We start from the raw sequence: 26,804 nt of genomic DNA, 5'->3' as shown, positions 1-26,804 counted from the left end.
CAAGCCCGTCAAAGGCTGTGGTAAGATGAGCCGAGAATTTGCAAGGTACTGACAATCATCATGAAGCTGAACCTCCCTGCCTTTGAAAATGCCCGCGTGCTGGTGCTGGGCGATGTGATGCTGGACCGCTACTGGCATGGTCCCACCAAGCGCATCTCTCCCGAGGCGCCGGTGCCCGTGGTCAAGGTGGAGCAGATCGAGGAGCGCCCCGGCGGCGCCGCCAACGTGGCCCTGAACGTGGCCGCCCTGGGCGCCAACGCCACCCTGCAGGGCCTGGTGGGCCGGGACGAGGCCGCCGAGGCCCTCAAGACCCGCCTTAATGCCGTGGGCGTAACCAGCCAGCTCACCGCCGTCGGTACCCATCCCACCATCACCAAGCTGCGCATCCTGTCCCGGCACCAGCAGCTGATCCGCCTGGATTTCGAGGACGCCTTCGGCGCCGGCGATGCCGAGCCCCTGCAGGGCCAGTACGAGTCCGCCCTGGCCGCTGCCCAGGTGGTGGTGCTGAGCGATTACGCCAAGGGCGCGCTGAGCAACGTCCAGGGGCTGATCCAGGCCGCCCGCCTGGCCGGCAAGCCGGTGCTGGTGGATCCCAAGGGTACCGACTTCGAGCGCTACCGCGGCGCCACCCTGCTGACCCCCAACCTCAGCGAGTTCGAGGCCGTGGTCGGCCACTGCGCCAGCACCGCCGAACTGGTGCAGAAGGGCAAAGAACTGGTGCAGCAATATGAGCTGGAAGCGCTGCTGGTGACCCGCTCAGAGCAGGGCATGACCCTCATTCGCCTGGACGGCCCAGAGGTGCACCTGCCGGCCACCGCCAAGGAAGTGTTCGACGTCACCGGCGCCGGCGACACCGTGATCTCGGTGCTGGCCACCGCCCTGGCCGCCGGCTCCAGCCTGCCCGAGGCCTGCGCCCTGGCCAACGTCAGCGCCGGCATCGTGGTCGGCAAGCTGGGCACCTCCACGGTCAGCCCCTTCGAGCTGGCCGAGGCGCTGTGCCACGACAAGGAGTCCGGCTTCGGCGCCCTGTCCGAGGACTCTCTGGAGGTGGCGGTGCGCGAGGCCCAGGCCCGGGGCGAGACGGTGGTGATGACCAATGGCTGCTTCGACATACTCCACGCCGGCCATGTGGCCTACCTGCAGGAGGCCCGCAAGCTGGGCGACCGGCTGATCGTCGCCGTCAACGACGACGACTCGGTGCGCCGCCTCAAGGGCGACGGCCGTCCCGTCAACAGCCTGGAGCGGCGCATGGCGGTGCTGGCGGCCCTGGGCGCCGTGGACTGGGTGGTGCCCTTCGGCGAGGACACCCCCCAGCGCCTGATCGCCCGCATCCTGCCCAACCTGCTGGTCAAGGGCGGCGACTACAAGCCCGAGGACATCGCCGGCGGCGCCGAGGTGATCGCCAATGGCGGCGAGGTCAGGGTGCTGCAGTTCAAGGACGGCTGCTCCACCACCGGCATCATCCAGCGCATCATGGACAATTCCTGAGCGTGGCCAGGCTCCTCTACAACCTGCTGCTGAGCTGCCTGTTCCCCCTGCTGCTGGCCTGGCTGTACTGGCCCAGGGGCCGGGCCGGCTTCGGCGCCAAGGGCCGGGAGCACTTCGGCCTGGGGCCGAGCCTGGGCCAGGTGGACATCTGGGTCCATGCGGTGTCGGTGGGCGAGGTGATCGCCGCCCTGCCACTGCTCAAGCAGGTGCTGGCCGAGGATCCCCACAAGCGGATCCTGGTCACCACCTCCAGCCGCACCGGCTATGACAGGGTTAACGAAGCCCTGGGCGACGACGTGCTCCACTCCTATGCTCCCTACGATCTCTGGCCCCTGGTGTGGGGCTTCTTCCGCCGTCTCGAGGCCAGGGAGCTGTGGATCATGGAGACCGAACTCTGGCCCAACACCCTGGCCTTTGCCGACAAGCGCGGCATCAGGGTGTCGCTGGTCAACGCCCGGTTGTCCGAGAAGTCCTTCCGGCAGTACCTCAGGGTCAGGCCCCTGGCCCGGGATCTGATGCGGCGCCTGGATCAGGTGCTGGTGCAGACCGAGGCCGAGGGCGAGCGCTTCCTGGCCCTGGGCCTGGAGGCAAAGCGGTTGCACGTGACCGGCTCCATCAAGTTCGACATCCAGGTCGACGAGGCGGTAAGGGAGCAGGGCAGGGCCCTTAGGGCCGGCTTCGGCCAGCGACCGGTGTGGATAGCCGCCAGCACCCACGACGGCGAGGACGCCCTGCTGCTGGAGGCCCACAAGCGCCTGCTGAGCGACTACCCCAGGGCGCTGCTGGTGCTGGTGCCCAGGCACCCGGAGCGCTTCGACCGGGTGGCGACCCTCATCGAGGAACAGCAGCTGGCTTATGTGCGCCGCAGCAGCGGCGAGGATGTGAGCCTTAACGAGCAGCTGTACCTGGGCGACACCATGGGCGAGATGCTGGTGCTGCTGGGCGCCGCCGATCTGGCGGTGATGGGCGGCAGCCTGGTGCCTGTGGGCGGCCACAACCTGCTGGAGCCGGCGGCCCTGGCGCTGCCGACCCTGATCGGCCCCCACTACTTCAACTTCCAGGAGATCACCCTGGGCCTGGTGGCCGCCGGCAACTGCAAGCTGACCTCGGCCGAGAGCCTGGCGGGGGATATCCGTGATCTGCTGGTGGATCCGGCCCGGCGCAGTGCCGCCGGCGAGGCGGGGCTCAGGGTGGTCAGGGCCAACCAGGGGGCGCTGGCTAGGACGTTGTCCTTGCTGCTTTTGGCGGAGTAAGGCCGTTGGTCCCGTAGGTTGGAGCAAAAGCGATACCCGACATCTGGATGCTCTGGCGTGAAGGAAGCAGCCTTTTCTGGGCTGCTTTTTTTTTGGTTCTTCGCACATTAGCGGGGAATAGATGTGAAAACGGCTGGATAGGTTATTGTGATGTCGCCAAACAAAGACACTAACCAACCAGCCGTTTTCGATGTCGCAGCTTACCCTTCCGTTCGAGCTGTGGGAAGGCTTTAGCCCCGACCACATAGAGCAACACGACCAACATCTCACCATTCACCTCAGCCCCAATCGCCCGCCCTGCTGTCGTTGCGGCAAGCTGGCCCAAGCCGTCCACGACACCACCTGGAGAACGGTCGCCGATCGCGCACTGATGGACCATACCGTGACCCTCAAGGTGCCGGTGCGACGGCTTAACTGCCATCAGTGCGGCCGAGGGACCGAACACATCTCCTGGCTGCGTCCCTTCGCCCGTTTGAGCTGCCGTCTGGAACGCTACGCCGAACGCCTACTGGCGTTACTGCCGGTCAAGCAGGTCGGTGAACTGCTGGGGCTGCACTGGCACACCGTGAAGGCCATCGACAAGCGCCGCCTGCAGCGGCAGGTCACCGAGCCCGACTGGTCCCGGTTGCGACGACTGGTCATGGATGAGTTCGCCCTGTTCAAGGGCCACCGCTACGCCACCGTCATCGCCGATGCGGATACCCACCAGGTGTTGTGGATAGGCGAGGGACGCAGTCGCCGCAGCATCCGGCCCTTCTTCGAGCGGCTAGGCGAACGCTGTCAGCAGATCGAGGCCGTGGCGATGGACATGAACACCGCCTTCGATCTGGAGGTGCAGGCGCATTGCCCCAACGCCAGGGTGGTCTACGACCTGTTCCATGTGGTGGCCAAGTATGGCCGGGAGGTGATTGACCGGGTGCGGCTCGACTGTGCCAAGGCCCAGGGCACCGAGCAGCAGGCCCGCCGTCATATCAAGCGTAGCCGCTGGGTGTTGCTCAAAAACGAGGGCAATCTCAATGACAAGGAACGTGGCCGCCTCGAAGCCTTGCTGGCCGCCAACCGTGATCTGATGGTGGTCTACGTGCTCAAGGAGCAGTTGAAGGCGCTGTGGTACTGCCGCGATGAGCAAACGGCCCATCGCCAATGGCGGCTCTGGTGGCAGCAGGTGGAGGAAAGTGGCATCGCGCCGCTGTTGCAGTTCGCCCGTAAGCTAAAACCCTACTTGCCAGGGATAGTCGCTTCCGCCAGCTATCCCCTCCATACCTGCCGGCTGGAGGGGATGAACAACAAAATCAAACTGATGAAGCGGATGGCTTATGGCTATCGGGATCTGGAGTACTTCTTCCTGAAGATAAAAGCCGCCTTCCCCGGAGATCCGCGATGAACCTTTTTTTTGTGTGCGCGAACCTTTCCGGGACCCGTGGTGGATCCCGGGTTGCCGGCCCCGTCCCTGAGGCCTGGTCAGGCCATATCCCATGCGGCATCAGAAAAGCGTGCTAGCCGCGGGTGGTTTTCACCTCGTGAACCCACTCGCAGCTGATACCGGCCTTTTGGTGGTGTTTGTGGATGGCTTCGGCGTCCGGGGCGTCCAGCACGCAGTAGATCTTGTTGTCTTTCTCGCTGAAGATAATGTCGTAGTGGGTGACCCCGAACTCATCCGGTGGCGCGTCCTGCAGCTGTTTCAGCTGATCTGCCGTGAAGGGCTGCATGGGATGGGCATCGATAAAGCGTGGCATGGCTGTTGCCTCCACCTGCCTTGCTGCATTGCTCGTCGAGCGTCTCGTGGCAGGTAGGGAAGAGCGCTCAACGACGACCTCCTCGTCGATTCACCCCTCAATTACAAGTTTAGTTCCGGATGGTGCTGGTTAGGGCGTTGTCACTGTTGATCACTCGCTGAGTGGAGCTTGACAGGGAATTCTTTACTTTGGGCCCTTGGAGCCTTCTTTGAGAAAGCGGCCTTTATCTGGAGGCTTTTTTATTTTCGTGCGGCTTTCTTCAGGTTTCCCCTTCCGGGGGAGTGACTTTTTTGATGAGCCCTAGCTGAAAGCCATCCCTGGCGGTACCTCCCGGCTCGCCCGTCCTGGGGCTCGCGTTCGCCAGCGCAAAGAGCAGCGCTCTTTGCTTCGAGGCTCACCCTGCTGGCTATCAGCTCACGCTCGTTTCTGCTCAGCGCCCTCAAAGGGAAGCCGATTTGGCCGCTGCGCGGCCATTTTCGCCCTGGCGCCATGCTCAAAGAGCCAGGTAACACTCTGTCTTGACGGGGCTGTCGAGTTTGGCGACGCGCTTTGCCTTGAGGTCCAGGGCGCTGACCAGCATCTGGAAGGCGGAGATGGGGTCGACCAGCTCGTCGCTGTTGCGCTCGAAGCCTTCCAGCACTTGTTCCTGATTTTCGGTCAGGTCACCGGCCAGTTCATATAGGGCGTCCAGCAGGTGATGGGACTGCATCCTTTCGTTGATGAATACCAGGCGGTCCCGGACCTTTTCCCACTGCTCGACGCTCAGGGTCGTCTGCTTGGCCAACAGTCGTCTCGCCCTGTTGACGTTCGTCTGCACGGCGTAGTTTTCGCCAATCTCGATAAGCTCGGCCATCAAGTCGTCTGTGACCTTGACGCCCACCGCGGCCAGGGTCTGCTGCGTCCTATCGCTGGCGAGCTGCTCCTTGCGCCAACTCCACTCGGCGGTGTCTTCGTAGCAGGAGATGAAAAAGTCCCTGGCATCGTCGATTTTCAGCGGTTTCTTGCCGGCAGGGAGCTCGTCCTTCAGGGCCTTGATAAAGGCGATGATGGACGGTGATTCGTTGAAGGCGATGATGTGTTCCTTCGGGCGGTGGTCGTAGCTGGCGTGGGGGTTGGAGGTGATGCAGACGCTGCCGGCGTCGATTCGGCAGGCCACTTCCTGGATGAAGCTGACATGGCTGCCGTCAATATCGGCTTGCGCTTCGTAAAGGGCGGCCACCGCCTGGTCCTTGATGTCCCACAGGGAGATCCGGATGCTGGCAAGCCCGCTTTCGGTGCAGAAATAACCCAGGTGCCGGGCGCCGATTTTCTTCAGCTCCCCCTCGGTATGGGCCAGGCGCTCCTGCTCCTGCCAGTCGTCACGGTTGGCGGGCTCGAGTTCCAACGATTGTGAGGGCAGCACGGACATGGCCACAGCGAGATCTGAGCCGCCATGGCGCTTTATCTGGCGGTAGACTCGCCACACGAAGAGGCCGATGGCCAGGAGCACCACCAGAAATATCACACCCAGTATTTGCAGAATCATGCTTTTCATTCCCTTGAAGGCGTTGTCCGGGTAGCGAGGTGTACCCGGGGTTGCTGACTGTCGGCTCTGAGGATGTCCGGCAACCATGGTCCCAAGGGATTGGGTATGGAGTGGCATAAGGTGCGGCGCTTCGCCTTCCTGTGCGCCCGGGGACATTGGCTATGACGTCATCCTTGAACGGCCCCTAGGTTATGCGCCTCGGGCGCTCGACGCAACCGGCTGCTCGCCGGCACAGGGCGGCGTCCGGCCCGGCTGACGGGAAAGGGCACCGGCCTGATCTGCATCAGAGTAGGCGGCCGTACCAGCGACAAGGCTGAGAATATCTTCCTGGATAGGGGCGCAGGCCATGAAAGACCGGACCCTGCTCCGCCTGCTCAAGGCCGTGATGATCACCGGCTTCTGCCTGAACCTGCTCGGCCTCTACCTGCACAACTTCAGCGACACCACCGAAGCCATGGGCGTCACCGGTATCATCATCAGCGCGCTGGGCATGGCCCTGTCGCTGCCCGCCAAGATGTACCTGACCTTCGTCTGGGTCCGCCAAGAGCAGGAGGCCGGCAGGGGCGCCAAGGGCTGAGCACCCGGGGCGTCACGGCACCAGCACCACGTAGCGGGTATCCTTGCCGTTTTTCACCGGCAGCAGGCGATGGCCCCGGTAGCGGAAGTACAGTACCCCGTCCTCCATGAAGCTGGTCGCTCCTTCCGGCAGGCGGTTCAGCTGCTGGCCGGGCTGGAGTTCGGCATCTGGCGGCGCGATCACCTCGTAGATCCTGGCGTCGGCATGCCAGCGGTAATAGGTGCTGCCAACCACGTAGACGGGGTAGGGGTAATGGCTCAGGCGCCTGGCGTGGGCGGGCAGGGTGGTCACGCGGATACCGACGGGGGCGGTGACCACCATATAACCGCCGCTGCCCTTGCGGTAGAAGACGCCGTTGGCAAAGAAGTAGGGACTGCCCCGGAAGCTGATCTTCACGCCTTTTTTCGGCAACACCTTGACGACCTGGGCCTTGCGATGGTTGTCGTGATGGTCATGGCCCCAGGCACCACCACTCAGGGCCAGCGACAACGGCAGCAGGCAGATAAGGCATCTGGTTTTTGGCATCTTAAGTTCCTCACTGAAATAGGTTGGCAACAGCCTAAGGGGTGCCGGGCAAAGAAGGTTCGGGCCGGCGTAAAAAAGGGTAAAGGGGCCGCTGGCCCCTTTGTTCATGGCGTCTGCGTCACCCTGGTCAGGGTAAAGCTGCCCTCCTGGTCGCCATCTTCCACCACCAGGAACTGGTTGGGCTGATCCTCGTCCAGCGCCAACACCGTGCTGGCCAGCAGCAGCCTGTTGCTGTTGCCGCTGGTGGTCACCAATACCTGGTAGTCGCCGTTTGGCAGGGTAATGGCCTCGCTCTCGTTGCCGATACTGCTCAGCTTGTAGGCGGCGGTGTCGATGGTCTCGTTACCGCGTACGAAGTAGACGTTCAGGTAGTCGTACGCCTGCACCAGGTTGACCACATCGATATGGTGTTCGTAGAGGCCGTCATTGGTGGCGTTGTCGACGATGATGGTGCTGATCTCCCGGGTTTGTTCGTCGGTTTCTTCATCGATCTCGATGTCGGTATAGAAGAAGACGGTCCTGTCGTCGTTGGGATTGAGGGTGACCAGATGGTTCTGACTGATCAAGGCGTTGCCTTCGGCCTGGACCAGCTGCAGGCTGAAGTCACCGGGGGCCAGCAGTAATTCGCCGCTGAGGCTATGCGGCGCAACCTGGGTCAGTTCAGGGCTGTCGTCCACCTGGCCCAGGTGGAGATCGGTGCTGGGCGCCTCCGGGATGCCGTGGTAGATCTGCAGCCGGGTCGAGGCATTGATGTCGTCCAGGGCCGTGGCGCCGGAGGAATTGCTGACCAGGTCCAGTACCAGGCTCGACTGACCCGGTCCGGTGTTGGCACGGGCGATCAGCTTGTACTGGCTGGTGTAGGTGAAGCCGATGTCGCCGGATTCGAACAGCACCTCCTGGTTGCCGGCGGCGGTCAGGTAGAACCTGTAGTTGCCCAGTTCCACCAAGTGGCTTTCCGACATGGCCAGGTAGCTGTAGCTGCCCACCAGCTCGGCGTCGGCAAAGCTTTCATGGCCTTCGGAAATGTAGAGGTCCAGATCCTGTTGGTTGCTGAGGTTGAAGAAACGGAAGCTGAAGTCCTCGTCCGGATCCTCGACGGCAAACTGGTAGACCAGGGTTTGCGGGCTGGCGAAGTCGCCCGCCACGGCGATAAAGCTCACCTGATTGTTGTTGATCTTCAGCGACTCGTCGTAGAAATCGACCTGGGTGTCGTCGGCCGCCGTCCAGGACAGGCTGAAATCATAACTGCCGGTGTCGTATTCCAGTCGACTGACGGCCCTGCCGAAGGCGGCGCCGCTGTGCTGGTTGTCGTCTATGGTCGGATACAGGGTGGGTGCGTTGGCCGAGGCGTTGTAGAGCTGCACATAGCCGGTTTCACCGTCATCCGAGCCGTCGGTGCTGCAACCACCCAGTAGCAGCGCGAGCAGGGTTGCGGGCAACAACGTCTTGCGCGTGATGGCCTCATTAGGACCGTTTTTGTTGTTGAACATGGGATCCTCTCCTTGTGTTGGCCGTACGGAAAAGTCCGCAGGCAACGGCTCTAGAGTGGGTTGCAAGGCCCGGGTTCAACGGCTTTGCATTGCTTTACAGAGGTTCACCCAAGTTTGCGCCTTCGGCGTCGCTTTTCGACGATTTGCCTGAACTGCCAGCAACCGTCAACGAGGGGGGAAGAAAAAGGGGCCGGCAGGCCCCTGGGATGAGGAGAGCGGTTCAGGGCACAGCCCGTCCCCTTCCGGCCGCTCTTCCCTGATCCAGAACCAGTCCAGGAACCATCCCAACCGGCCGTGGGGGCGTAAAAAAGGGCCACCTGGGCCCCTTGCTTATTCTGCCTTTTCAGCCTTGGCCTGGCGGTGGGCCTGGAGTTCCTGTTCCAGCTCCTGGCTCAGCTGCTGCAGTTGCGGCATCAGCGCCATGGCCATCTGCTGGCCCAGCTGCATGGACTCGCCCATCAGCTGGGGCATCTTGGCGAGCACGGCCTGGCCGCTTTCGGTCTTGTAGAAGGCCAGCAGATCCTGGATTTCCTTTTCGCTGAAGTGCTTGAGATAGAGATCGGTCATGGGGCCTTCCAGCTTCTGCCAGCTCATCTCGGCCTTCATCAGCTCGGTCATCTTCTTGTAGTGGTGGTTGAAGATGTCCCGCTCGTCGGCCTGGACGCCCAGCTGCTGGCTCATGCCGACCATCATCTGTTCCATCTGGCCGTAGATGCTGTCGATCATGGCGTCGGCCTTGGCCACCTGCATCAGCTCCTTCACGTCGGCACGGGCGTTGTCGCTGGCGGCGCTGGCCAGCAGCGGCAGGGTGCACAGGGCCAGGGTGGCCAGGGTCTTTTTCATCATGGTGTCCTCCAATGGCCCGTTCGGGCCTGGTTTTATCTTCCGTGTGGGTCATGACGCAGGGCCGTCATGGGCCTTGGCAGGGTACCGCCAATGCCTTGATGCGGCAATGAAAAGGGGCCCAAGGCCCCTTTTTCACAGCATAGGATCCGGGCTGGCATAGGCCTGGGAGAGCAGGGCGTCCAGGGGCTGGGGATCGGTGAACTGCACCTGGCCGCTCTCGTCGCGGTACTTGATGCGCAGCTCGAATTGCTCTCCTTGGGGGCCGGGAATGCTGGTCAGTTCGAGGCCCATGGGGCTGATGCGCAGCGGGTCACCATAATAGGGCTGCACATAGAAGGCGGACTCGCCCTGGCCCATCCACAGGGTCTTGACCATGAAGCCATCTGTCCCGGGGGTGCCGACGTTCACCTGGTTCTGCAGGCGCAGGGTGACGGCCTTGCCGTCCTGGGCGATGGCGGTGGCCACATCCACGTCATAGCTTGGCGTCACGTCGTCCAGCATGGCCTGGCCCTGGTAGAGGTCGGGCCCATGGATCTCGGCCAGGGGGGCGGTGCGGGAGCTCATTTCCGGTACGAAGACGCGGATGTTGACCTGGGCCTCGTCATGGAGGGCCGGGTAGCGCAGCTCCACCACCACTTCCCGGAACACCCAGGCGTCCTCCACCAGGGCCCGGTAGGTGGGCTCGCCGCCGTAGGGATCATAGGGATCGTAGCCGTCGTTGATGCGCTGGAAGCCGGTGGCCACCAGCTGGCCGGCCTTGCCGAAGCCCAGGGTCAGCCTGGTCGGCTGCCCTTGCGGGTTGGTGTCGAGCTGGCGGCTTTCCAGCTGGCCGCTGGAAAGCTGCTGCAGATCCAGGCCGGGAAACAGTGGGTAGGCGGAGCCCGAGGGGTAGGCCAGTTCATAGTGTCGGCCGTCGGCCAGGGCACTGGTGCTGAACAGGGTGGCGATGGCCAGGGCGGCCGCTGAGAGTGTCCTCATCAGAAAGGTCCTTTTCTTGAGTGGATTGTGATGTCCATGGGCAAGCTGCTTGAGCAGTTGCGAATATGAGGGTGCCGGAAGAAGGCGGCGGTGCCAATGGCGGATCCGCCCCCGGCCAGACCTTGGCTGCCCAATCTGCCATGGGCGTTGGCGCGGCCTTGCCGAGCCTCCATGCCATGGTGGCGAAGATAATCATCTGGTCATATTACGTTCATCGGTCAGCGCTAGCCTGGCAATAAAGGACCCCCGGTGCGAATGCCCCGGGCTATCACAACAAGGACACCATCATGCTCATGCTGGAGCAGTTACCCGCCCCCTACCTGGCCCCGACCCTGCGCACCCTGGAGCACCCCGAATGGGGCAGGTTGACGCTGCTGGACGAGTCCCGCAACCATTCCGGCACCCACAAGGACAGGATGGCCATCGCCATCGCCAGCGCCTACCAGGCCATGCTGGTGCAGAACCCGGCGCTGCGGCTGTCCATCATCTCCAGCGGCTCGGCCGCCTACGCCATCCAGAGCCTGTTCAACCGGCTTGGCATGCCGCCCCTGAAGGTGCTGATCGACCGGCTGCGCCCGGAGGCGGCGCTGCTGGACGACCTGGGCTGCCAGGTGTATCGCTGCGATCTGGGTGCGCGCATGCTCACCCCCAGCGACATACTGGCCTTGACCGACAACCCGGCCGGCATCGAGGTCACCTCCAACATGGCCATCCGTCCCTACGAGAGCTACTACCGGGACATGGTGGCCGAGCTGGCCCATTTCGGCCCCGGCTATATCTTCGTGCCGTTCGGCACCGGCCACCTCTACGGCAGCTTCCTTAGCTGCAGGGCCTTTCGGGATGCCAGCGCCGTCCATGTCATCGGCGGTGCCACCCAGTGCCCGGACTCCCGGGCCGACAAGCTTTACGCGCCCTTCAATCCCTTCTGCGTGGTCAATGACAACTTCATCAAGACCAAGATTGCCCTGGGCGAGATCGGCGCCCGCTCCAGGGTACACGGCTTCAGCGAGGCCGCCCTGGATCGGGCCCTGCTGCTGGCCGACGAGCTGGGCCTGGACGTGGAGCCTTCCGCCCTGGGTGGCCTGGCGGCCATGATCGACCTGCACGGCCAGGGCCAGCTGCCCGCCGCGGCGCACCGACTGGCGGTGCTCACCGGCAAGAGCGCCGTCTACCGCCAGTTGCAGGCGGCGTTGTGAGCACGGCGTCGCTGCTGGTGCTGGGGCTGTTGTCGGCGCTGTTCTTCAGCGCCACCTTCCTGGTCAACCGGGCCCTGGCGCTGGAGGGCGGGCACTGGTTCTGGTCGGCGGCGCTGCGCTACGGCTACATGATCGCGCTGCTGGCCGGCGGCCTGGCGCTGGTCAAGGGCAGGGACTACCTGGCCGCGGTGCTGGCGGAGTTTCGCCGCCACTGCGGCTTCTGGTGCCTGGCCGGGAGCATCGGCTTCGGCTGTTTCTATGCCCTGATCTGCTTTGCCGCCGTCCTGGCGCCTGGCTGGGTGGTGGCCACCAGCTGGCAGCTGACCATCATAGCGTCGCTGCTGGTGCTGCGGGCCTTCGGCCAGCCGCTGTCCGCCGGGATCTGGCTCTGCACCCTGGTGGTGGTGGCCGGTGTCACCCTGGTCAACCTGGCGCAGCTTGGGCCGTCGGCGTCGGGCTGGTGGGCGCTGTTGCCGGTGCTGCTGGCGGCCTTCTGCTATCCGCTGGGCAACCAGCTGGTGTGGGCAAGAAAGCGCCGGCTGGCCGAGCCCGGCGTGCTGGACAACGCCTTTGCCAAGGTGCTGCTGCTGTCGCTGGGCAGCCTGCCCTTCTGGCTGCTGCTCTTTGCGGCGCTGGACACGGGGCGGCCCTCGGCCGGGCAGCTGGGGCAGGTGGCACTGGTGGCCCTGCTGTCCGGGGTGGTGGCCACCACCTTGTTCCTGTACGCCCGTGGCCGGGCCGACAGTCCCGCCAGGCTGGCGGTGGTGGATGCCACCCAGTCCGGCGAAGTGCTCTTTGCCCTGGGCGGCGAGGTGCTGTTGCTGGGGGCGGCGTTGCCGGGGCAGGCGGCCGTGGCGGGCATCGGCCTGACCCTGGTGGGCCTGCTGGCCCTGGCCTGGTTGAGCCGGGGCTGAATCCAGGCAACAAAAAAAGCCGCCCTTGGGCGGCTTTTTCGATGGCGCGGGTTACTCGTCCCTGGCCGGGACCATGGCGGTCAGCACGGCGTTGATGGCGTCCAGGTCGGCCTCGCCCAGGGAACCCTCGGCCTGCTTCAGGGCCAGGATGTTGTTGATGTAGGTGTAGCGGGCCTGGGCCAGCTGCTGCTTGGTCTGGTACAGCTGGCGGTTGGCGTTGAGCACGTCCACTATGGTGCGGGTGCCCACCTCGAAGCCGGCTTCGGTGGCTTCCAGGGCGGACTGGCTGGAGATCTCGGACTGCTCGAAGGCCTTCACCGAGGACAGCGAGGCGCGCACGTTGTTGTAGGTGTTGCGGACGCTGCGCACCACGGATCTGTAGGTCTGCTCCAGCTGCTGGGCGGTGACCTGGTAGTTGGCCTTGGCCTGCTCCACCTGGCTGGTGGTGCGGTAACCGGAGAACAGCGGCACGGTGACGCCGATACCGATGCTGGAGTTGTCCAGGCGGGGGCCGCTGGCGTCATCGGCGGTGTTGTAGCGGGCGGTCAGATCCACGGTCGGGTAGTGGCCGGCCTGGGCGGTCTTGATGTCGTCCCGGGCGATTTCCACGCCCATGCGGCTGGCCTGCAGGTTGAGGTTCTGATCCTCGGCGCGCTTGACCCAGGCCTCCACCATGCCGTCGGGCAGGGTCGGGCTGAACTTCTTGGTGTTGAGCACGTCCAGGTTGTCGTAGTTGACGCCGGTGATCTCGGACAGGCCTTCGTAGCTGTTTTCCAGGTCGTTCTGGGCCTGGATCTCGTTGGCCAGGGCGGTGTCGTACTGGGCCTGGGCTTCGTGGACGTCGGTGATGGCGGTCAGGCCCACCGCGAAGCGCTGCTTGGTCTGCTCCAGCTGGCGCTCGATGGCACGTTTCTCGGCCTGGCGGAAGGCCAGGGTGTCCTGGGCCAGCAGCACGTTGAAGTAGGCGTTGGCGACCCGGATCATCAGGGCCTGGACGTCGGCGCTGTAGGCGACGGTGGCCTGGGTGGCTTGCTTCTCGGCCCGGTCGAGACGGATCCAGGAGTCGTGGTGGTAGATCTCCTGGCTCAGGTTCAAGGTGGCGTCCCAGCCGTGGCTGCTGTCGCCGATGACCTGGCCGCCCTGGGCGAACTCGCTGTCATTCCAGGCGTAACCGAACTGGGCGCTCAGCTGGGGCAGCAGGCTGGCCCTGTTGATGCCGACGCCGGCCGCGGCCACGTCCTTCTGGGCGGCGCTTTGCAGCAGCTGGGGATCGTTCTGCAATGCCTGCTTGTAGACATCCATCAAGTCGACGGCCTGGGCCTGCTGGCTCAGGCCCAGGCCGACCAGCAAGCTCAATAGGGATTTTTTCATTCTCGCATTCCTTGTGTGCGCAACCGGCTCTTTCTGATTGGAACAGTAAAAAAATTCGCCTGATCCGGGCAAGCGGCAAGTGTAACAGATTATAAATTCTCCATTGGCGCAACAAAGTGTTACGCCAAATGTCGCTGTGCTAGGCTGCCGCGGCCCGACAGCCAGGAGAAACAGGACCATGATCAAGAAACGTCGCTTCAGCAGGGAAGATGTGCAGATCGAGGCGGTAGAGCCCCTCTACGAGGGTTTCTTCCGCATGGTCCGTTACCGGCTGCGCCACCGCCTGTTCCAGGGCGGTTGGAGTCCCTGGCTGCAGCGGGAGATCTTCGAGCGCGGCCATGCCGCCGTGGCCCTGCCCTATGACCCCAACACCGATCGGGTGGTGCTGGTGCGCCAGTTCCGGGTGGGCGCCCTGGCCACCTCGGCGGATCCCTGGCTGTTCGAGCTGGTGGCCGGCATCGTCGAGGAGGGGGAAAGCCCTGAGCAGGTGGCGGTGCGCGAGACCGCAGAGGAGTCAGGCCTGGCCGTGGGCCGCGTCGAGCCCATGCTCAGCTACCTGGCCTCGCCGGGGGGCACCACGGAGCGGCTGCACCTGTTCCTGGTGGAGGTGGATGCCAGCCAGGCCGGCGGCATCCACGGCCTGGACGAGGAAGGGGAAGATATCGCCGTGGTGCCGGTCTCCCGTGAGGAGGCCATTGCTATGCTCGATGAAGGGCTGATCGACAATGCCGCCTCGGTGATCGGCCTGCAGTGGCTGGCCCGCAAGCACGAGGAGATCAAGGCCAAGTGGACCTGAAACGCCAGTACCGGCTCAGCATCAAGGAGCTCCACAGCCTCTACGAGCACAACTACGGGGCCCTGATGAAGCTCACCCACCAGCTCAGGGAGCGGGGGGACGCCCAGGTGTACCTGGTCGGCGAGCAGGCCCGCTATCGGCTGCGCCTGGAGGAGGACTTCAAATACACCTCCACGGTGCTGCTGGAACAGCTGGGCAGCATGGCGACCTTCCTGCGTCCGCAGCTGTCCATACGGCTCTACCACGACGCCCGCATGGCCGAAGTGTGCGCCAGTCAGCACTTTTCACGGCTCAAGCCCAGATACGATTATCCCAATGCTAAGATGCTGCTTCCTAATGAAAAAGTGCAGGTCAACAGGTTCTTATCCGACTGGCTGAAAATGATTTTGAGTCAAGGACGTATCGAAGTCTGTCTGCCCGAGTAGAGACGCGGTTTGAAAATCCAGGATTTCCCCCATTCCCAAGACGACTGGCAGCTGGCGGTATTGACCGATCCCCACCTGTTCCGGGATCCCGATGCCTGCCTGCTGGGGGTGCCGACCCAGGCCAGCTTCGATGCCTGCCTCGAGGCCATGGACGGCGACGGCGGCCGCCAGGACTGCCTGCTGTTGACCGGTGATCTGGCCCAGGACCACAACCCCGAGACCTACCGCCGCCTGGGCCGGCAACTGGCGGCGCGGCCCGAGCCCTGGTTCTGGATCCCCGGCAACCATGATGATGCCTCCGCCATGGTCGAGGAGCTCGGCGCACCGGTGCGCTGCCTCAAGGGCCGGCACTGGCAGCTGGTGCTGCTCCATTCCCAGGTGCCGGGCAAGACCTTCGGCGAGCTGGGCGAGGAAGAGCTGGCGCTGCTGGAGGCCTGCCTGGCCGACGACAGCCGCCACACCCTGGTGGTGCTGCACCACCATCCCCTGTCCCTGGACTCGCGCTGGCTGGACCAGCACATCCTCCATGACGGCCAGGCCCTGCTGGCAAGGCTGGCCCGCCACGACAAGGCCTGTGCGGTGCTGTTCGGTCACGTCCACCAGGAGGTGGACAGCATGGTGCAGGGCGTGCGCCTGCTGGCCACCCCGGCCACCTGCGTGCAGTTTCAGGCCGGCAGCCAGGATTTCGCCTTGGCCGAGCTGGGCCCGGGTTATCGCCGCCTGTGCCTGAAGGCCGACGGCACCATAGCAACCACGGTGCACCGGCTCCCCGCCGAGCGTTTCCCGGTGGACGCCAGCGCCGGCGGCTACTGACATGCGCCTGCTGTACCTGCACGGTTTCCATTCCTCGCCGGGGTCCATGAAGGCCCAGCAGGTGCTGAGCTGGTTCGCCTACCACCACCCGGACATCGAGGTGCTGGCGCCGCAGCTGCCCGCCACCCCCATGGCCGCCTGGGAGCAGGCCGAAGCCCTGGTGGACGGCCGCACCCTGGGGGTGATCGGCAGCTCCTTGGGCGGCTTCCTGGCCACCCGGTTGGCCGAGCGTCACCCTCTCAAGGCGGTGCTGATCAACCCGGCGGTCAGGCCCGCCGAACTCTTTCACGACTACCTTGGCCCCCAGCAGCACCCCTACACCGGCGAGTGCTACGAACTGGATCAGCGCCACCTGGCCGAGCTGCAGGCCCTGACCCTGGCCGGCATCGAGCGGCCGGAGCGCTTCATGGTGCTGCAGAAGGAAGGGGACGAGGTGCTGGACTGGCGCCAGGCCCGGGATTTCTACCGCGGCGCCCGACTCCATATCGAACCAGGCGGCAACCATGCCTTCGAGGATCTGCCCCGGCACCTGCCGGCCCTGGCGCAATTCCTCGGCGCCTGTTGACAAGATCCGGGCCATTGCTGACCATTGCCAACAATTAAAATGACACGAAGGCGCCGATGAGCAGTCAATACACATCCCAGGATCTGGAAGTCCTCGAAGGCCTGGAGCCGGTCCGACGCCGGCCCGGCATGTATACCGACACCACCAGGCCCAATCACCTGGGCCAGGAAGTCATCGACAACTCGGTGGATGAGGCCCTGGCCGGCCATGCCAGCCAGGTGGAGGTGATCCTCCACGAAGACCAGTCCCTGGAAGTGATTGACGACGGCCGCGGCATGCCCGTGGACATCCACCCTGAGAAGGGCATTCCCGGCGTCGAACTGATCCTCTGCAAGCTCCACGCCGGCGGCAAGTTCTCCAACAAGAACTACCAGTTCTCCGGCGGCCTGCACGGCGTCGGCATCTCCGTGGTCAACGCCCTGTCCAAGCGGGTCGAGGTGGGCATCAAGCGCGGCGGCATCCAGTACGAGATTGCCTTCGAGAACGGCGCCAAGGTCCAGGACCTGACCGAGGTCGGCAGCGTCGGCCGCCGCAACACCGGCACCCGGGTGCGCTTCTGGCCCGACGCCGGCTACTTCGACTCCGCCCGCTTCTCGGTACGGCGCCTGGTCCACAACCTGCGCGCCAAGGCGGTGCTCTGCCCCGGCCTGTCCATCAAGTTCCACGACAGGAACACCGGCGACAAGCACCAGTGGTGCTACGAGAAGGGCCTGGAGGACTACCTGGCCGAGGCCGTCAGCGAATGGCCGAAGCTGCCCGAGGTGCCCTTCATCGGCGCCTTCGCCGCCGAGACCGAGGCGGTGGACTGGGCGGTGCTGTGGCTGCCGGAAGGCGGCGAGCTGGTGCAGGAGTCCTACGTCAACCTCATTCCCACCGCCCAGGGCGGTACCCACGTCAACGGCCTGCGCCAGGGCCTGCTGGACGCCATGCGCGAGTTCTGCGAGTTCCGCAACCTGCTGCCCCGGGGCCTGAAGCTGACCCCGGAGGACATCTGGGACAAGTGCGCCTTCGTGCTCAGCGTCAAGATGCAGGATCCCCAGTTCGCCGGCCAGACCAAGGAGCGGCTGTCGTCCCGCCAGTGCGCCAGCTTCGTGTCCGGGGTGGTCAAGGACACCTTCAGCCTCTGGCTCAACGAGCACACCGAGGTGGCCGAGGCCCTGGCCGAGCACTTCATCTCCAACGCCCAGCGCCGCACCCGCAGCGCCAAGAAGGTGGCCCGCAAGAAGGTCACCTCTGGCCCGGCGTTGCCCGGCAAGCTCACCGATTGCGCCACCGACGATCCGGCCCGCTCCGAACTGTTCCTGGTGGAGGGTGACTCCGCCGGCGGCTCCGCCAAGCAGGCCCGCGACCGCGACTTCCAGGCGGTGATGCCGCTGCGCGGCAAGATCCTCAACACCTGGGAAGTGGACTCCGCCGACATCCTGGCCAGCCAGGAGGTCCACGACATCTCCGTGGCCATCGGCCTGGATCCGGACGCCGCCGCCCTGGACGGCCTGCGCTACCACAAGATCTGCATCCTCGCCGATGCCGACTCCGACGGCCTGCACATCGCCACCCTGCTGTGCGCCCTGTTCCTGCGCCATTACCGGGCCCTGGTGGAGGCCGGCCATGTCTACGTGGCCATGCCGCCCCTGTACCGCATCGACGTGGGCAAGGAGGTCTTCTACGCCCTCGACGAAGAGGAGAAGCAGGGCGTCCTCGACCGCATCGAGGCGGAAAAGCGCAAGGGCAAGATCGCCGTGACCCGCTTCAAGGGCCTGGGCGAGATGAACCCCATGCAGCTGCGTGAAACCACCATGGAGCCGGCCACCCGCCGCCTGGTACAGCTGACCGTGGACGACGCCGAGGCCACCCTGGCGGTGATGGACATGCTGCTGGCCAAGAAGCGGGCCTCCGACCGCAAGGCCTGGCTGGAGCAGAAGGGGCATCAGGCCGAACTGGCCTGATGCGGTACTTTGGGTCGATGCCGAGGCTGATGTTCGACTTTGCTGTCTAGAAACCTTCCTTCCCTGAGCCTGCGCTGGCGGGTGCTGTTGGCCCTGGGCCTGACCCTGGTGCTGACCCTGCTGGGCAACGCCTGGCTGCACCAGAAGAAGCTCACCGCCATCCACGCCGAGCAGCAGCAGCGCTCGGTGCGTTTCCTGCACCGGGAATTCGCCGAGGAAATCCGCAACCTGCGCCGCCATATCGGCGAGCGCCTGGCCAAGAGCAACGACGCGGCCCAGCGCCAGGCCCTGGTTTCCGAGCTGCGCCTGGCCGGCCTGGCCCATTGGCAGTCGGAGCTGGGCCGCTGGTGGCAGAGCGGCGCCCAGCTGGTGCCGCCGGGCAGTGCCGGCTGGGCCATCGATTGCCGGGATGACTGCCTGCTGGTGCTGGAGGGGGCAGGGCAGGGCCAGCCCTGGGTGGCGGCGGTGCCGCTGACCGCCTTCATGGCCATCCTGGATCAGGAACTGGATCTGGCCCTGGCCACCTGGGGCCTGGACGACGGCAAGGCACCGCAGCTGCTCGGCAGCTCCCGCTCCCTGCCCGGCCTGGCCGAGGTGGGGCCTTACCTGGATCTGGGCTGCCTCAGCGACGGTCTCTGCGACGGCCACCCCGACTACCTGTTGCTCACCGTCAACCAGAGCCTGATGAAGGGCCGGCCCATCGCCACCACCCTGGTGGCGGACAGGGCCGGCTTCGTGGCCGAGCACCAGCCCTTCCTGTACGAATACCTGGCCTATGGCGCCCTGGTGGTGCTGATCTCCGGCGGCCTGCTGCTGCTGGTGCTGCACCCGCCGCTGCAGCGGATCAGCGCCACGGGTAAGGCCCTGCCGCTGCTGGCGGAGGCGGACTTCGACCGCTTCCGCTCGGCCATGCGCGCCATCAGCCACAAGCAGCGGCTCAGGGACGAGACCAGCCAGCTGTCGCAGCTGCTGGAGGTGCTGTCGTACCGCCTGGAAAGCATGGAAACCCAGCTGCAGCGCCGGGCCGGCGAGCTGGAATGGCTGGCCAACCACGACGTGCTGACCGGCCTGGTCAACCGCCGCCGCTTCGAGCAGGAGATGCAACAGCTGCTGCGCCAGCAGAGCCCGGCCAGCCTGCTGTTCATGGATCTGGACAACTTCAAGTTCGTCAACGACGTGGCCGGCCACAAGGTGGGCGATCGCCTGCTGGTACGGGTGGCCAAGGCCCTGCGCCAGGTGATGCCGGTGGAGGCCTCGGTGGCCCGCTTCGGCGGCGACGAGTTCGCGGTCATGGTGCCGGGCATCACCATCGAGCAGGAAGAGGAGCTGCTGAGCCGGGTCTACCACGCCTTTCGCGAGGTGCGGGTGTCCGGCGGCGGCCAGCTCCATTCGCCGTCCATGTCGGTGGGCCTGGCGCGCATTCCAGAGGACGGCGACGACTTCGACGACCTCATGGCCAGGGTCGACATGGCCATGTACCGGGCCAAGGAGCTGGGCAAGAACCGCCATATCCGGGTCGCCTCGGTCAGCGGCGGCCAGGAGCTGGGCCGGCAGTTGTTCTGGCTGGAGCGCTCCAAGCACGCCCTGGACGAGATCAACCTCTGCCTCTACTTCCAGCCCATAGTGCACACCGAGAGCCGCCAGGTGGTGCATTACGAGGTGCTGCTTCGGGTCAAGGACAGGGACGGCGCCCTCTGCTCGCCGGTGGAGCTGATCCGCGCCGCCGAGCAGACCGGCCAGACCACCGCCATCGACCTCTGGGTGTTCCGCCGCCTGGTGGCGGAGCTGGAGGCGCTGGGCGCCCCGGAGCAGACCCGTTTCGCCATCAACCTGTCGCCCAAGACCTTCGGCGAGGGCCATGTCATCGACGAGATAGCCCAGGCCCTCCAGGACAGGCCGGAAGTGGCCAGGCGCCTGATCTTCGAGATCACCGAGACCGCCGCCTTCACCAACCTGCTCCAGGCCAGGCAGTCCATCCTGCGCCTCAAGGCCCTGGGCTGTCAGTTCGCCCTGGACGACTTCGGGGTGGGTTTTTCGTCCTTCCACACCCTCAAGGCGCTGCCGGTGGACTTCATCAAGATCGACGGTTCCTTCATCCGCGATCTGGCCTCCAAGGACGCCGATTCCATCTTCATCCGCGCCCTGGTGGATATCGCCGATCAGTTCGGCTATCGCACCATCGCCGAATACGTGGAAGACGAGGAGGTGGCGGAGCTGCTGGGCATACTGCAGGTCAGCTACATGCAGGGTTACCTGTTCGGCCGGCCCCAGCCGGCCCAGCGGCTCTGGCCCGCCACCGAGGTGGCCTGAGGGCCGCTTTTCGGTATAGTAGTCCCTAAAATTTCCTGAGCCTTAGAAACGCCATGGACGAGAACCAAGCCAGTCTCGACGGCATCGAGCAGATGCCGCTGCGCCAATTTACCGAATCGGCCTACCTGAACTACTCCATGTACGTCATTCAGGACCGGGCCCTGCCCCATATCGGCGACGGCCTCAAGCCGGTCCAGCGCCGTATCGTCTACGCCATGAGCGAGCTGGGCCTGTCGTCCCTGTCCAAACACAAGAAGTCGGCCCGTACCGTGGGTGACGTGCTGGGTAAGTACCATCCCCATGGCGACAGCGCCTGTTACGAGGCCATGGTGCTGATGGCCCAGCCCTTCTCCTACCGCTACCCGCTGGTGGACGGTCAGGGCAACTGGGGCGCCCCGGACGATCCCAAGTCCTTCGCCGCCATGCGTTACACAGAGGCGCGCCTGGCCAAGTTCTCCGAGGTGCTGCTGTCCGAGCTGGGCCAGGGCACCGCGGACTGGGTGCCCAACTTCGACGGCACCCTCAAGGAGCCGGCCATGCTGCCGGCGCGGCTGCCCCATGTGCTGCTCAACGGCACCACCGGCATCGCCGTGGGCATGGCCACCGACATCCCGCCCCATAACGCCCGTGAGCTGACCCGGGCCTGTATCCACCTGCTGGACAAGCCCAAGGCCACGGTCGAGGAGCTGATGGACTTCGTGCCCGGCCCGGATTACCCCACCGACGCCGAGATCATCACCCCCAGGGCCGATCTCCAGAAGATCTACGAGACCGGTCGCGGCTCGGTCAAGATGCGCGCCGCCTTCGAACAGGAGGCCGGCGAGATCGTCATCACGGCGCTGCCCCACCAGGCCAGCGGCGGCAAGATCCTCGAGCAGATCGCCGCCCAGATGCAGGCCAAGAAGCTGCCCATGGTGGCGGATCTGCGCGACGAGTCCGACCACGAGAACCCGGTGCGCCTGGTGGTGGTGCCGCGCTCCAACCGCGTCGACGTGGACGCCCTGATGGCGCACCTGTTCGCCACCACGGATCTGGAGAAGAACTACAGGGTCAACATGAACGTGCTGGGCCTGGACGGCCGGCCCCAGGTCAAGGCCCTCAACACCATGCTGGGCGAGTGGCTGGAGTTCCGTCGCCAGACCGTGACCCGGCGCCTCCAGTACCGCCTCGACAAGGTGGAGGCGCGCCTGCACGTGCTGGCAGGCCTGCTGATCGCCTTCCTCAACATCGACGAAGTCATCGACATCATCCGCAACGAGGACGAGCCCAAGGCGGTGCTGATGGCCCGCTTCGGCCTCTCCGACCGCCAGGCCGAAGCCATCCTGGAGCTGAAGCTGCGCCACCTGGCCAAGCTGGAGGAGATGAAGATCCGCGCCGAGCAGGACGAGCTGGCCAAGGAGCGCGACGAGCTCAACCGCCTGCTGGGTTCGGAGCGGGCCCTGAAGAGCCTGATCAAGAAGGAACTGAAGAAGGACGCCGAGACCTACGGCGACGAGCGCCGCTCGCCGCTGGTGGAGCGCGCCGAGGCCAAGGCCCTCACCGAGAAGGAGCTGATGCCCACGGAAGCCGTCACCGTGGTGCTGTCCGACAAGGGCTGGGCCCGCACCGCCAAGGGCCACGAGGTGGACGGCGAGAAGCTCAGCTACAAGGCCGGCGATGCCTACAAGGCCCAGGCCAAGGGCAAGAGCAACCAGCCGGTGGTGTTCCTGGACACCAGCGGCCGCGCCTTCGCCACCGAGCCCACCTCGCTGCCTTCGGCCCGCTCCCAGGGCGAGCCGCTGACCACCAGATTCAACCCGGTGGCCGGCGAGACCTTCGAACAGGTGCTGATGGGCGACGAGGGCGATCTGTTCCTGCTGGCCTCGGACGCCGGCTACGGCTTCGTGTGCAGGTTCGGCGACATGGTCAGCCGCAACAAGAACGGCAAGGCCCTGGTGACCCTGCCCACGGGCGCCGAGCTGCTGCCGCCGGTATCCCTGGCCGGGGAGGGCGAACGGCTGGTGGTGGCCATCTCCAACGAGGGCCGCATGCTGCTGTTCCCGCTGGCGGATCTGCCCCAGCTGGCCAAGGGCAAGGGCAACAAGATCATCGGCATCCCCGGTGCCCGGGCCGCCAGCCGCGAGGAGTTCGTCAAGCAGCTGGTGGTGATCGGCGTCGACCAGGGCATCACCGTCCATGCCGGCAAGCGCAAGCTGACCCTGAAACCGGCCGATCTGGAGCACTACCGGGGCGAGCGCGGCCGCCGCGGCGCCAAGCTGCCCAGGGGCCTGCAACGGGTCGACTTGGTGGAAGTGGAATGAAAAGGGGCGCCGCGGCGCCCCTTTTCATTGCCTGGTTCAGGCGCCGCCCTGGTAGCCGGCCATCAGCGCCTGCCAGTCGTCCGGTTGCCAGTGGAAGTGGGCCAGGCGGCCCTTTTCCTTTTCGAAGGAGCGCTTCAGCCGCGCCAGGTTGTCTTCCTTCCAGACGCCGGCCGGGCGGCGCTGGCCGCGATCGAAGTCGATCAGCCACAGTTGGCCCTGCTCGTTCCTGAGGATGTTGTGGCTGTTGAGGTCGGCGTGGTAGATGCCGGCACCGTGGAAGCGGCGGATCAGCCGGCCCACGGCCTTGTAGTCGTCGGCGCCGAGCGGGCCCTCGCCCAGCCAGGCCACCAGATCGCGGGCGCTCGGGATGCGCTCTATGATGATGTCGCCCCGGTACCAGAGGCCGTGGCGGCTGATGTGGGCCGCCACCGGCCTTGGCACCGGCAGGCCCAGCTCAACCATGTATTGCAGCAGCTTGAACTCGGCGACGGGCCTGGTCTTTTCCAGGCCCAGGTAGAGATAGCTGTCGTTGATCAACTTGCCCACCAGGCCGCCGCGGCGGTAATGGCGCAGCACCCAGTCGTGGCCCTGGTGGTGCAGGAAGAAGGTGGTGCCGCGGCCGAAGGCGTGGCCGGTGACGGCGTCGCGGCGCTGCCAGTAGTCGTAATGGAAGCAGTCCCGGCCTATGGCGGGCAGCAGATCCGGATCGTGTAGGAAGAAATGGCGCTGGCTCCAAAGTGGCTGTGCCTTGACCATGCAAGCTGTCCTGTGGGGGCCTGGGATGCAGGCCTCAATTGTACAACAGGGGCCCTGGCTTGCATAATTGGGCGGCCCTGAAGTCACTGAGCAGCCTATGAATTCCATCTGCATCCTGCGCCTGTCCGCCATCGGCGATGTCTGCCATGCCCTGGCCCTGGTGAACTGCCTGAAAAAGGCCTACCCGGGGGCCGAGATCACCTGGGTAGTCGGCAAGGTCGAGGCCCAGCTTCTGGCCGGCCTTGAGGGTGTGGAGCTGGTGGTGTTCGACAAGAAGCAGGGCCTGGCCGGCATGAGGGCGGTGTGGCGCCAGCTCAGGGGCCGCCGCTTCGACGTGCTGCTGCACCTGCAGCAGGCCCTGAGGGCCTCGGTGCTGAGCCTGGGGATCAGGGCCAGGCGCCGCATCGGTTTCAACCGGGAGCGGGCCGGGGAAGGTCAGTGGTTGTTCACCAACGAGCAGGTGGGACAGCCCAAGGGCCTGCACGTGCTGGACAACTTTATGATGTTCGCCGAGCAGCTCGGCATCAGGGAGCCGCAACCGGACTGGCGCCTGCCGGTAAGCGACGAGGACAGGGCCTGGGCCCAGGCCCAGCTGGGCCCGGGGCCGGCCCTGGTGATCTGCCCTGCCGCCTCCAAGGCCAACCGCAACTGGCTGCCCGAGCGCTACGCCGCCGTGGCCGACTGGGCGGCACAGAAGGGCATACAGGTGCTGCTGTGCGGCGCCCCCACCCCCATGGAGCGGCAGCTGGCCGCCGACATCCAGGCTGGCGCCCGGCATCCCCTGAAAAACCTGGTGGGCCAGAGCAGCCTCAAGCAGCTCTGGGCCCTGCTGGGCAAGGCCGACGCCGTGCTGGGCCCGGATACCGGCCCGGTGCACATGGCCTCCAGCCAGGGCACGGCCACCGTGGGCCTCTATGCCCACTCCAACCCCAGGCGCACCGGTCCCTACAACCACCAGCAGCTGGTGGTGAGCCGCTACGAGGCCAACATCAAGGCCCAGACCGGCCGGGACTGGCAGCAGCTGCCCTGGGGCGCCAGGGCCAAGGGCGAGACGCTGATGGCCGGCATAGGCAGCGAGGAGGTGATCCAGCGCCTGGACGCCATCTTCGCCGAAAAGCTGGGCAACTAGCGGCTATTTATAACAAAGCGGACTTGGCTGGCCGCTGCCTTGGGCGTACAATCGTGCGCTGATTTCGATTTGCCCCTGCCCGAGCGCCGTTTGTTGCGGCCCAAACCGGAGGATCCATGCTCGCTGTTGTCCGCCTGCTGCTGTTGGCCCTGTTCATCCTCCTGGTAGGCGTCCTGGGCAGCCTGTTCTGCCTGCTGCGCCCCTTTCATCCCAACCATGTCTGCCGTTTCGCCCACCTGTTCGCGCGCATGGCGCCGGTACTGGGCATCAGGCTGCGTATCGAGGGCCAGGAAAACCTGCCCCAGGGCCCGGCCGTCTACGTCTGCAACCACCAGAACAACTACGATCTGTTCACCGCCGCCGGCGGTGTCCGCCCCGGAACCGTCAGCATCGGCAAGAAGAGCCTGAAGTGGATCCCCTTCTTCGGCCAACTGTACTGGCTGACCGGCAACATCCTCATCGACCGCAAGAACTCGGCCCGGGCCAAGGGCACCCTGGACGTGGTGGGCCGGCGCATCCGCGAAGACGGCCTGTCGGTCTGGCTGTTCCCCGAGGGCACCCGCTCCTATGGCCGCGGCCTGCTGCCCTTCAAGACCGGCGCCTTCCACACCGCCGTGGACGCCCAGGTGCCCATCGTGCCGGTGGTGGTGTCCAGCCTGGACAGGATCCGCCTCAACCAGTGGCACAACGGCGAAGTGGTGGTGCGCTACCTGCCCGCCATCGACACCAGCCAGGTTGAGCGCCGCCAGGTCCGCGAGCTGTCCCAGCAGTGCCATGCCCAAATGAGCCAGGCCCTGGCAGAGCTCGGCTGAGGCGAATACCGGCCTTGGCCTTCTGGCTACCGGGCCGGCGCCATGCTAGGCTTGCGGCGATCCCGGATTAAGAAGAGTAAGCACCATGTCCCTAGAGAGCCTGCAGGCTGAACAGCGTCTCGACAACAAGGAGATCCTGGAGGCCCTGCAAAACGACGGCGCCGACTTCAGCGACGATTTCGTGGTGGAGCATCACTTCGCCGCCAAAGACTTCTCCCGCCTGGAGAAGGTGGCCGTGGAGGCCTTCAAGCTGGGCTTCGAGGTCAGCGACGCCGAGGAATTCAAGGAAGGCCGCAACCTGGTCTACTGCTTCGACGCCATCAAGGAAGAGCCCCTGGTGCTGGAGAAGCTCAACGCCGACACCGACGCCCTCATTGCCCTGGCGGAGAAGTTCGGGGTGGAGTACGACGGTTGGGGCACCTATTTCGGTGACGACGTGCTGGCCGAGGAGCTCGACGACGAAGACGAGTTCGACGACGACGAACAGCTGCACTGAGTCACCTATATGAACAAGGCCGGCATTAGCCGGCCTTTTCGATCCTGTCCAGCCAGGCCGTCAGCACCCGCTCCAGGCCGGGGGCGTCGTCCAGCAACGCCAGCAGCTTGCCTTCCTCGGTCACCAGGGCCGCCGTCAGCTTTTCAATCAACTCTTTGCCGGGCTCGGCCAGGGTCACCAGCTTGCTGCGGGCATCTTCCGGGTTGGCGGGCCTGGTGATCAGCCCCCTGTCTTCGAGCCTGGCCAGGATCTTGGTCATGCCGCCGGAGCTGACCAGCAGGCGCCGGTACAGCTCGGTGGGGGTCAGGCTGTGTGGTGGGGGGCTGGCCCGAAGCGCCGACAGTACCTCAAAATCGGCGCTCTGCAGGCCGTGGGGCTTTAGCAGCCTTTCGGCGCAGCGGCCCAGGTGCTCCTGCAGGCGATAGAGGGCGGGGGTCAGCAGGGCATTTTCCGTCATGGCTTCCGGCCAGTGCCGGCGCCACTCCTTCTCCAGCTCGGTGATACCGGCGCGGGAACGACTCATGATGTCACCTTGTATTTATCTTTCCGGGAAGATA

Annotated in this window: 25 protein-coding genes; 16 read left to right on the top strand and 9 right to left on the bottom strand. The window is 65.2% G+C overall.

The window, feature by feature from the left end:
• Positions 1-60 precede the first annotated feature (60 nt).
• The 3 genes from hldE to WDB71_RS12295 all read left to right on the top strand — a co-directional run bounded on the left by hldE (position 61) and on the right by WDB71_RS12295 (position 4,125).
• Positions 61-1,488, top strand: a complete 1,428-nt coding sequence (gene hldE, locus WDB71_RS12305; protein ID WP_341501881.1) for a bifunctional D-glycero-beta-D-manno-heptose-7-phosphate kinase/D-glycero-beta-D-manno-heptose 1-phosphate adenylyltransferase HldE — start codon at positions 61-63, stop codon at positions 1,486-1,488.
• A gap of 2 nt (positions 1,489-1,490) precedes the next feature.
• Positions 1,491-2,741, top strand: coding sequence for a lipid IV(A) 3-deoxy-D-manno-octulosonic acid transferase (gene waaA / locus WDB71_RS12300; protein ID WP_341501880.1), 1,251 nt, complete (start codon positions 1,491-1,493; stop codon positions 2,739-2,741).
• Between the two features lie 190 nt (positions 2,742-2,931).
• Positions 2,932-4,125, top strand: coding sequence for an ISL3 family transposase (locus WDB71_RS12295; RefSeq protein ID WP_341501879.1), 1,194 nt, complete (start codon positions 2,932-2,934; stop codon positions 4,123-4,125).
• A gap of 112 nt (positions 4,126-4,237) precedes the next feature.
• Here the strand turns inward: WDB71_RS12295 and WDB71_RS12290 are convergent, their stop codons facing one another.
• Both WDB71_RS12290 and WDB71_RS12285 read right to left on the bottom strand, forming a co-directional pair.
• Positions 4,238-4,477: a nickel-binding protein gene (locus WDB71_RS12290; RefSeq protein ID WP_341501878.1), complete on the bottom strand. Its 240-nt coding sequence runs from the start codon at positions 4,475-4,477 to the stop codon at positions 4,238-4,240.
• Positions 4,478-4,970: 493 nt separating this feature from the next.
• The gene (locus WDB71_RS12285) at positions 4,971-6,002 is read right to left on the bottom strand and encodes a hypothetical protein (RefSeq protein WP_341501877.1); all 1,032 of its coding nucleotides are present in this window, start codon (positions 6,000-6,002) and stop codon (positions 4,971-4,973) included.
• Positions 6,003-6,348: 346 nt separating this feature from the next.
• Between WDB71_RS12285 and WDB71_RS12280 the strand changes: the two genes are divergently transcribed.
• On the top strand, positions 6,349-6,579 hold the full coding sequence (locus WDB71_RS12280; RefSeq protein WP_341501876.1) for a hypothetical protein: 231 nt from the start codon (positions 6,349-6,351) through the stop codon (positions 6,577-6,579).
• Between the two features lie 12 nt (positions 6,580-6,591).
• On the opposite strand, the gene WDB71_RS12275 is transcribed toward WDB71_RS12280, so the two are convergent.
• From WDB71_RS12275 to WDB71_RS12260, 4 genes are all read right to left on the bottom strand, one after another.
• Positions 6,592-7,104, bottom strand: a complete 513-nt coding sequence (locus WDB71_RS12275) for a DUF6515 family protein (protein WP_341501875.1) — start codon at positions 7,102-7,104, stop codon at positions 6,592-6,594.
• Between the two features lie 104 nt (positions 7,105-7,208).
• Entirely contained in the window at positions 7,209-8,594 is a 1,386-nt protein-coding gene (locus tag WDB71_RS12270; protein WP_341501874.1) for a DUF4397 domain-containing protein, read from the bottom strand.
• A 330-nt stretch (positions 8,595-8,924) separates the two neighbouring features.
• Positions 8,925-9,437, bottom strand: coding sequence for a DUF2059 domain-containing protein (locus WDB71_RS12265; RefSeq protein WP_341501873.1), 513 nt, complete (start codon positions 9,435-9,437; stop codon positions 8,925-8,927).
• 135 nt (positions 9,438-9,572) lie between these two features.
• Entirely contained in the window at positions 9,573-10,418 is an 846-nt protein-coding gene (locus WDB71_RS12260) for a hypothetical protein (protein ID WP_341501872.1), read from the bottom strand.
• Between the two features lie 287 nt (positions 10,419-10,705).
• Between WDB71_RS12260 and WDB71_RS12255 the strand changes: the two genes are divergently transcribed.
• Positions 10,706-11,614, top strand: a complete 909-nt coding sequence (locus WDB71_RS12255; RefSeq protein ID WP_341501871.1) for a pyridoxal-phosphate dependent enzyme — start codon at positions 10,706-10,708, stop codon at positions 11,612-11,614.
• On the top strand, positions 11,611-12,528 hold the full coding sequence (locus tag WDB71_RS12250; protein WP_341501870.1) for a multidrug resistance efflux transporter family protein: 918 nt from the start codon (positions 11,611-11,613) through the stop codon (positions 12,526-12,528). Before WDB71_RS12255 ends, WDB71_RS12250 begins: the two co-directional genes overlap by 4 nt.
• A gap of 51 nt (positions 12,529-12,579) precedes the next feature.
• Here WDB71_RS12250 and tolC read toward each other — a convergent pair whose 3' ends face one another.
• A complete protein-coding gene (gene tolC, locus WDB71_RS12245; RefSeq protein WP_341501869.1) occupies positions 12,580-13,899 on the bottom strand; it encodes an outer membrane channel protein TolC in 1,320 nt (439 codons plus the stop codon).
• Positions 13,900-14,077: 178 nt separating this feature from the next.
• Here tolC and nudF point away from each other — a divergent pair, with 178 nt between their 5' ends.
• From nudF to parC, 7 genes are read left to right on the top strand one after another with little or no spacing between them, the layout of a single operon-like run.
• A complete protein-coding gene (gene nudF / locus WDB71_RS12240; protein WP_341501868.1) occupies positions 14,078-14,695 on the top strand; it encodes an ADP-ribose diphosphatase in 618 nt (205 codons plus the stop codon).
• The gene (locus WDB71_RS12235; RefSeq protein ID WP_341501867.1) at positions 14,686-15,120 is read left to right on the top strand and encodes a DUF1249 domain-containing protein; all 435 of its coding nucleotides are present in this window, start codon (positions 14,686-14,688) and stop codon (positions 15,118-15,120) included. The genes nudF and WDB71_RS12235 overlap by 10 nt, the downstream gene beginning before the upstream one ends.
• A gap of 9 nt (positions 15,121-15,129) precedes the next feature.
• On the top strand, positions 15,130-15,933 hold the full coding sequence (gene cpdA, locus WDB71_RS12230) for a 3',5'-cyclic-AMP phosphodiesterase (RefSeq protein ID WP_341501866.1): 804 nt from the start codon (positions 15,130-15,132) through the stop codon (positions 15,931-15,933).
• A gap of 1 nt (position 15,934) precedes the next feature.
• Entirely contained in the window at positions 15,935-16,498 is a 564-nt protein-coding gene (locus tag WDB71_RS12225) for a YqiA/YcfP family alpha/beta fold hydrolase (protein WP_341501865.1), read from the top strand.
• 56 nt (positions 16,499-16,554) lie between these two features.
• Entirely contained in the window at positions 16,555-18,444 is a 1,890-nt protein-coding gene (gene parE / locus WDB71_RS12220) for a DNA topoisomerase IV subunit B (protein ID WP_341501864.1), read from the top strand.
• A 39-nt stretch (positions 18,445-18,483) separates the two neighbouring features.
• Positions 18,484-20,754 carry a bifunctional diguanylate cyclase/phosphodiesterase gene (locus WDB71_RS12215; RefSeq protein ID WP_341501863.1) on the top strand — a complete coding sequence of 757 codons (2,271 nt, stop codon included), beginning with the start codon at positions 18,484-18,486 and terminating at the stop codon, positions 20,752-20,754.
• A gap of 53 nt (positions 20,755-20,807) precedes the next feature.
• On the top strand, positions 20,808-23,054 hold the full coding sequence (parC, locus tag WDB71_RS12210) for a DNA topoisomerase IV subunit A (protein WP_341501862.1): 2,247 nt from the start codon (positions 20,808-20,810) through the stop codon (positions 23,052-23,054).
• Between the two features lie 36 nt (positions 23,055-23,090).
• On the opposite strand, the gene WDB71_RS12205 is transcribed toward parC, so the two are convergent.
• Positions 23,091-23,810: a 3-deoxy-D-manno-octulosonic acid kinase gene (locus WDB71_RS12205; protein ID WP_341501861.1), complete on the bottom strand. Its 720-nt coding sequence runs from the start codon at positions 23,808-23,810 to the stop codon at positions 23,091-23,093.
• Between the two features lie 97 nt (positions 23,811-23,907).
• Here WDB71_RS12205 and WDB71_RS12200 point away from each other — a divergent pair, with 97 nt between their 5' ends.
• The 3 genes from WDB71_RS12200 to rraB all read left to right on the top strand — a co-directional run bounded on the left by WDB71_RS12200 (position 23,908) and on the right by rraB (position 26,247).
• On the top strand, positions 23,908-24,939 hold the full coding sequence (locus tag WDB71_RS12200) for a glycosyltransferase family 9 protein (protein WP_341501860.1): 1,032 nt from the start codon (positions 23,908-23,910) through the stop codon (positions 24,937-24,939).
• A 116-nt stretch (positions 24,940-25,055) separates the two neighbouring features.
• Positions 25,056-25,751, top strand: coding sequence for a 1-acylglycerol-3-phosphate O-acyltransferase (locus tag WDB71_RS12195; protein WP_341501859.1), 696 nt, complete (start codon positions 25,056-25,058; stop codon positions 25,749-25,751).
• Between the two features lie 85 nt (positions 25,752-25,836).
• Complete coding sequence (rraB, locus tag WDB71_RS12190) at positions 25,837-26,247, top strand: ribonuclease E inhibitor RraB (protein ID WP_341501858.1); 411 nt, start codon at positions 25,837-25,839, stop codon at positions 26,245-26,247.
• A 25-nt stretch (positions 26,248-26,272) separates the two neighbouring features.
• On the opposite strand, the gene WDB71_RS12185 is transcribed toward rraB, so the two are convergent.
• Positions 26,273-26,770 (bottom strand): MarR family transcriptional regulator, encoded by a 498-nt coding sequence (locus WDB71_RS12185; RefSeq protein ID WP_341501857.1) that lies wholly within the window; start codon positions 26,768-26,770, stop codon positions 26,273-26,275.
• Positions 26,771-26,804: the final 34 nt, after the last annotated feature.

It is taken from the genome of Gallaecimonas sp. GXIMD4217 (genome assembly GCF_038087665.1).
Lineage (GTDB): Bacteria > Pseudomonadota > Gammaproteobacteria > Enterobacterales > Gallaecimonadaceae > Gallaecimonas.
This window is presented reverse-complemented; position numbering and strand designations above follow the sequence as displayed.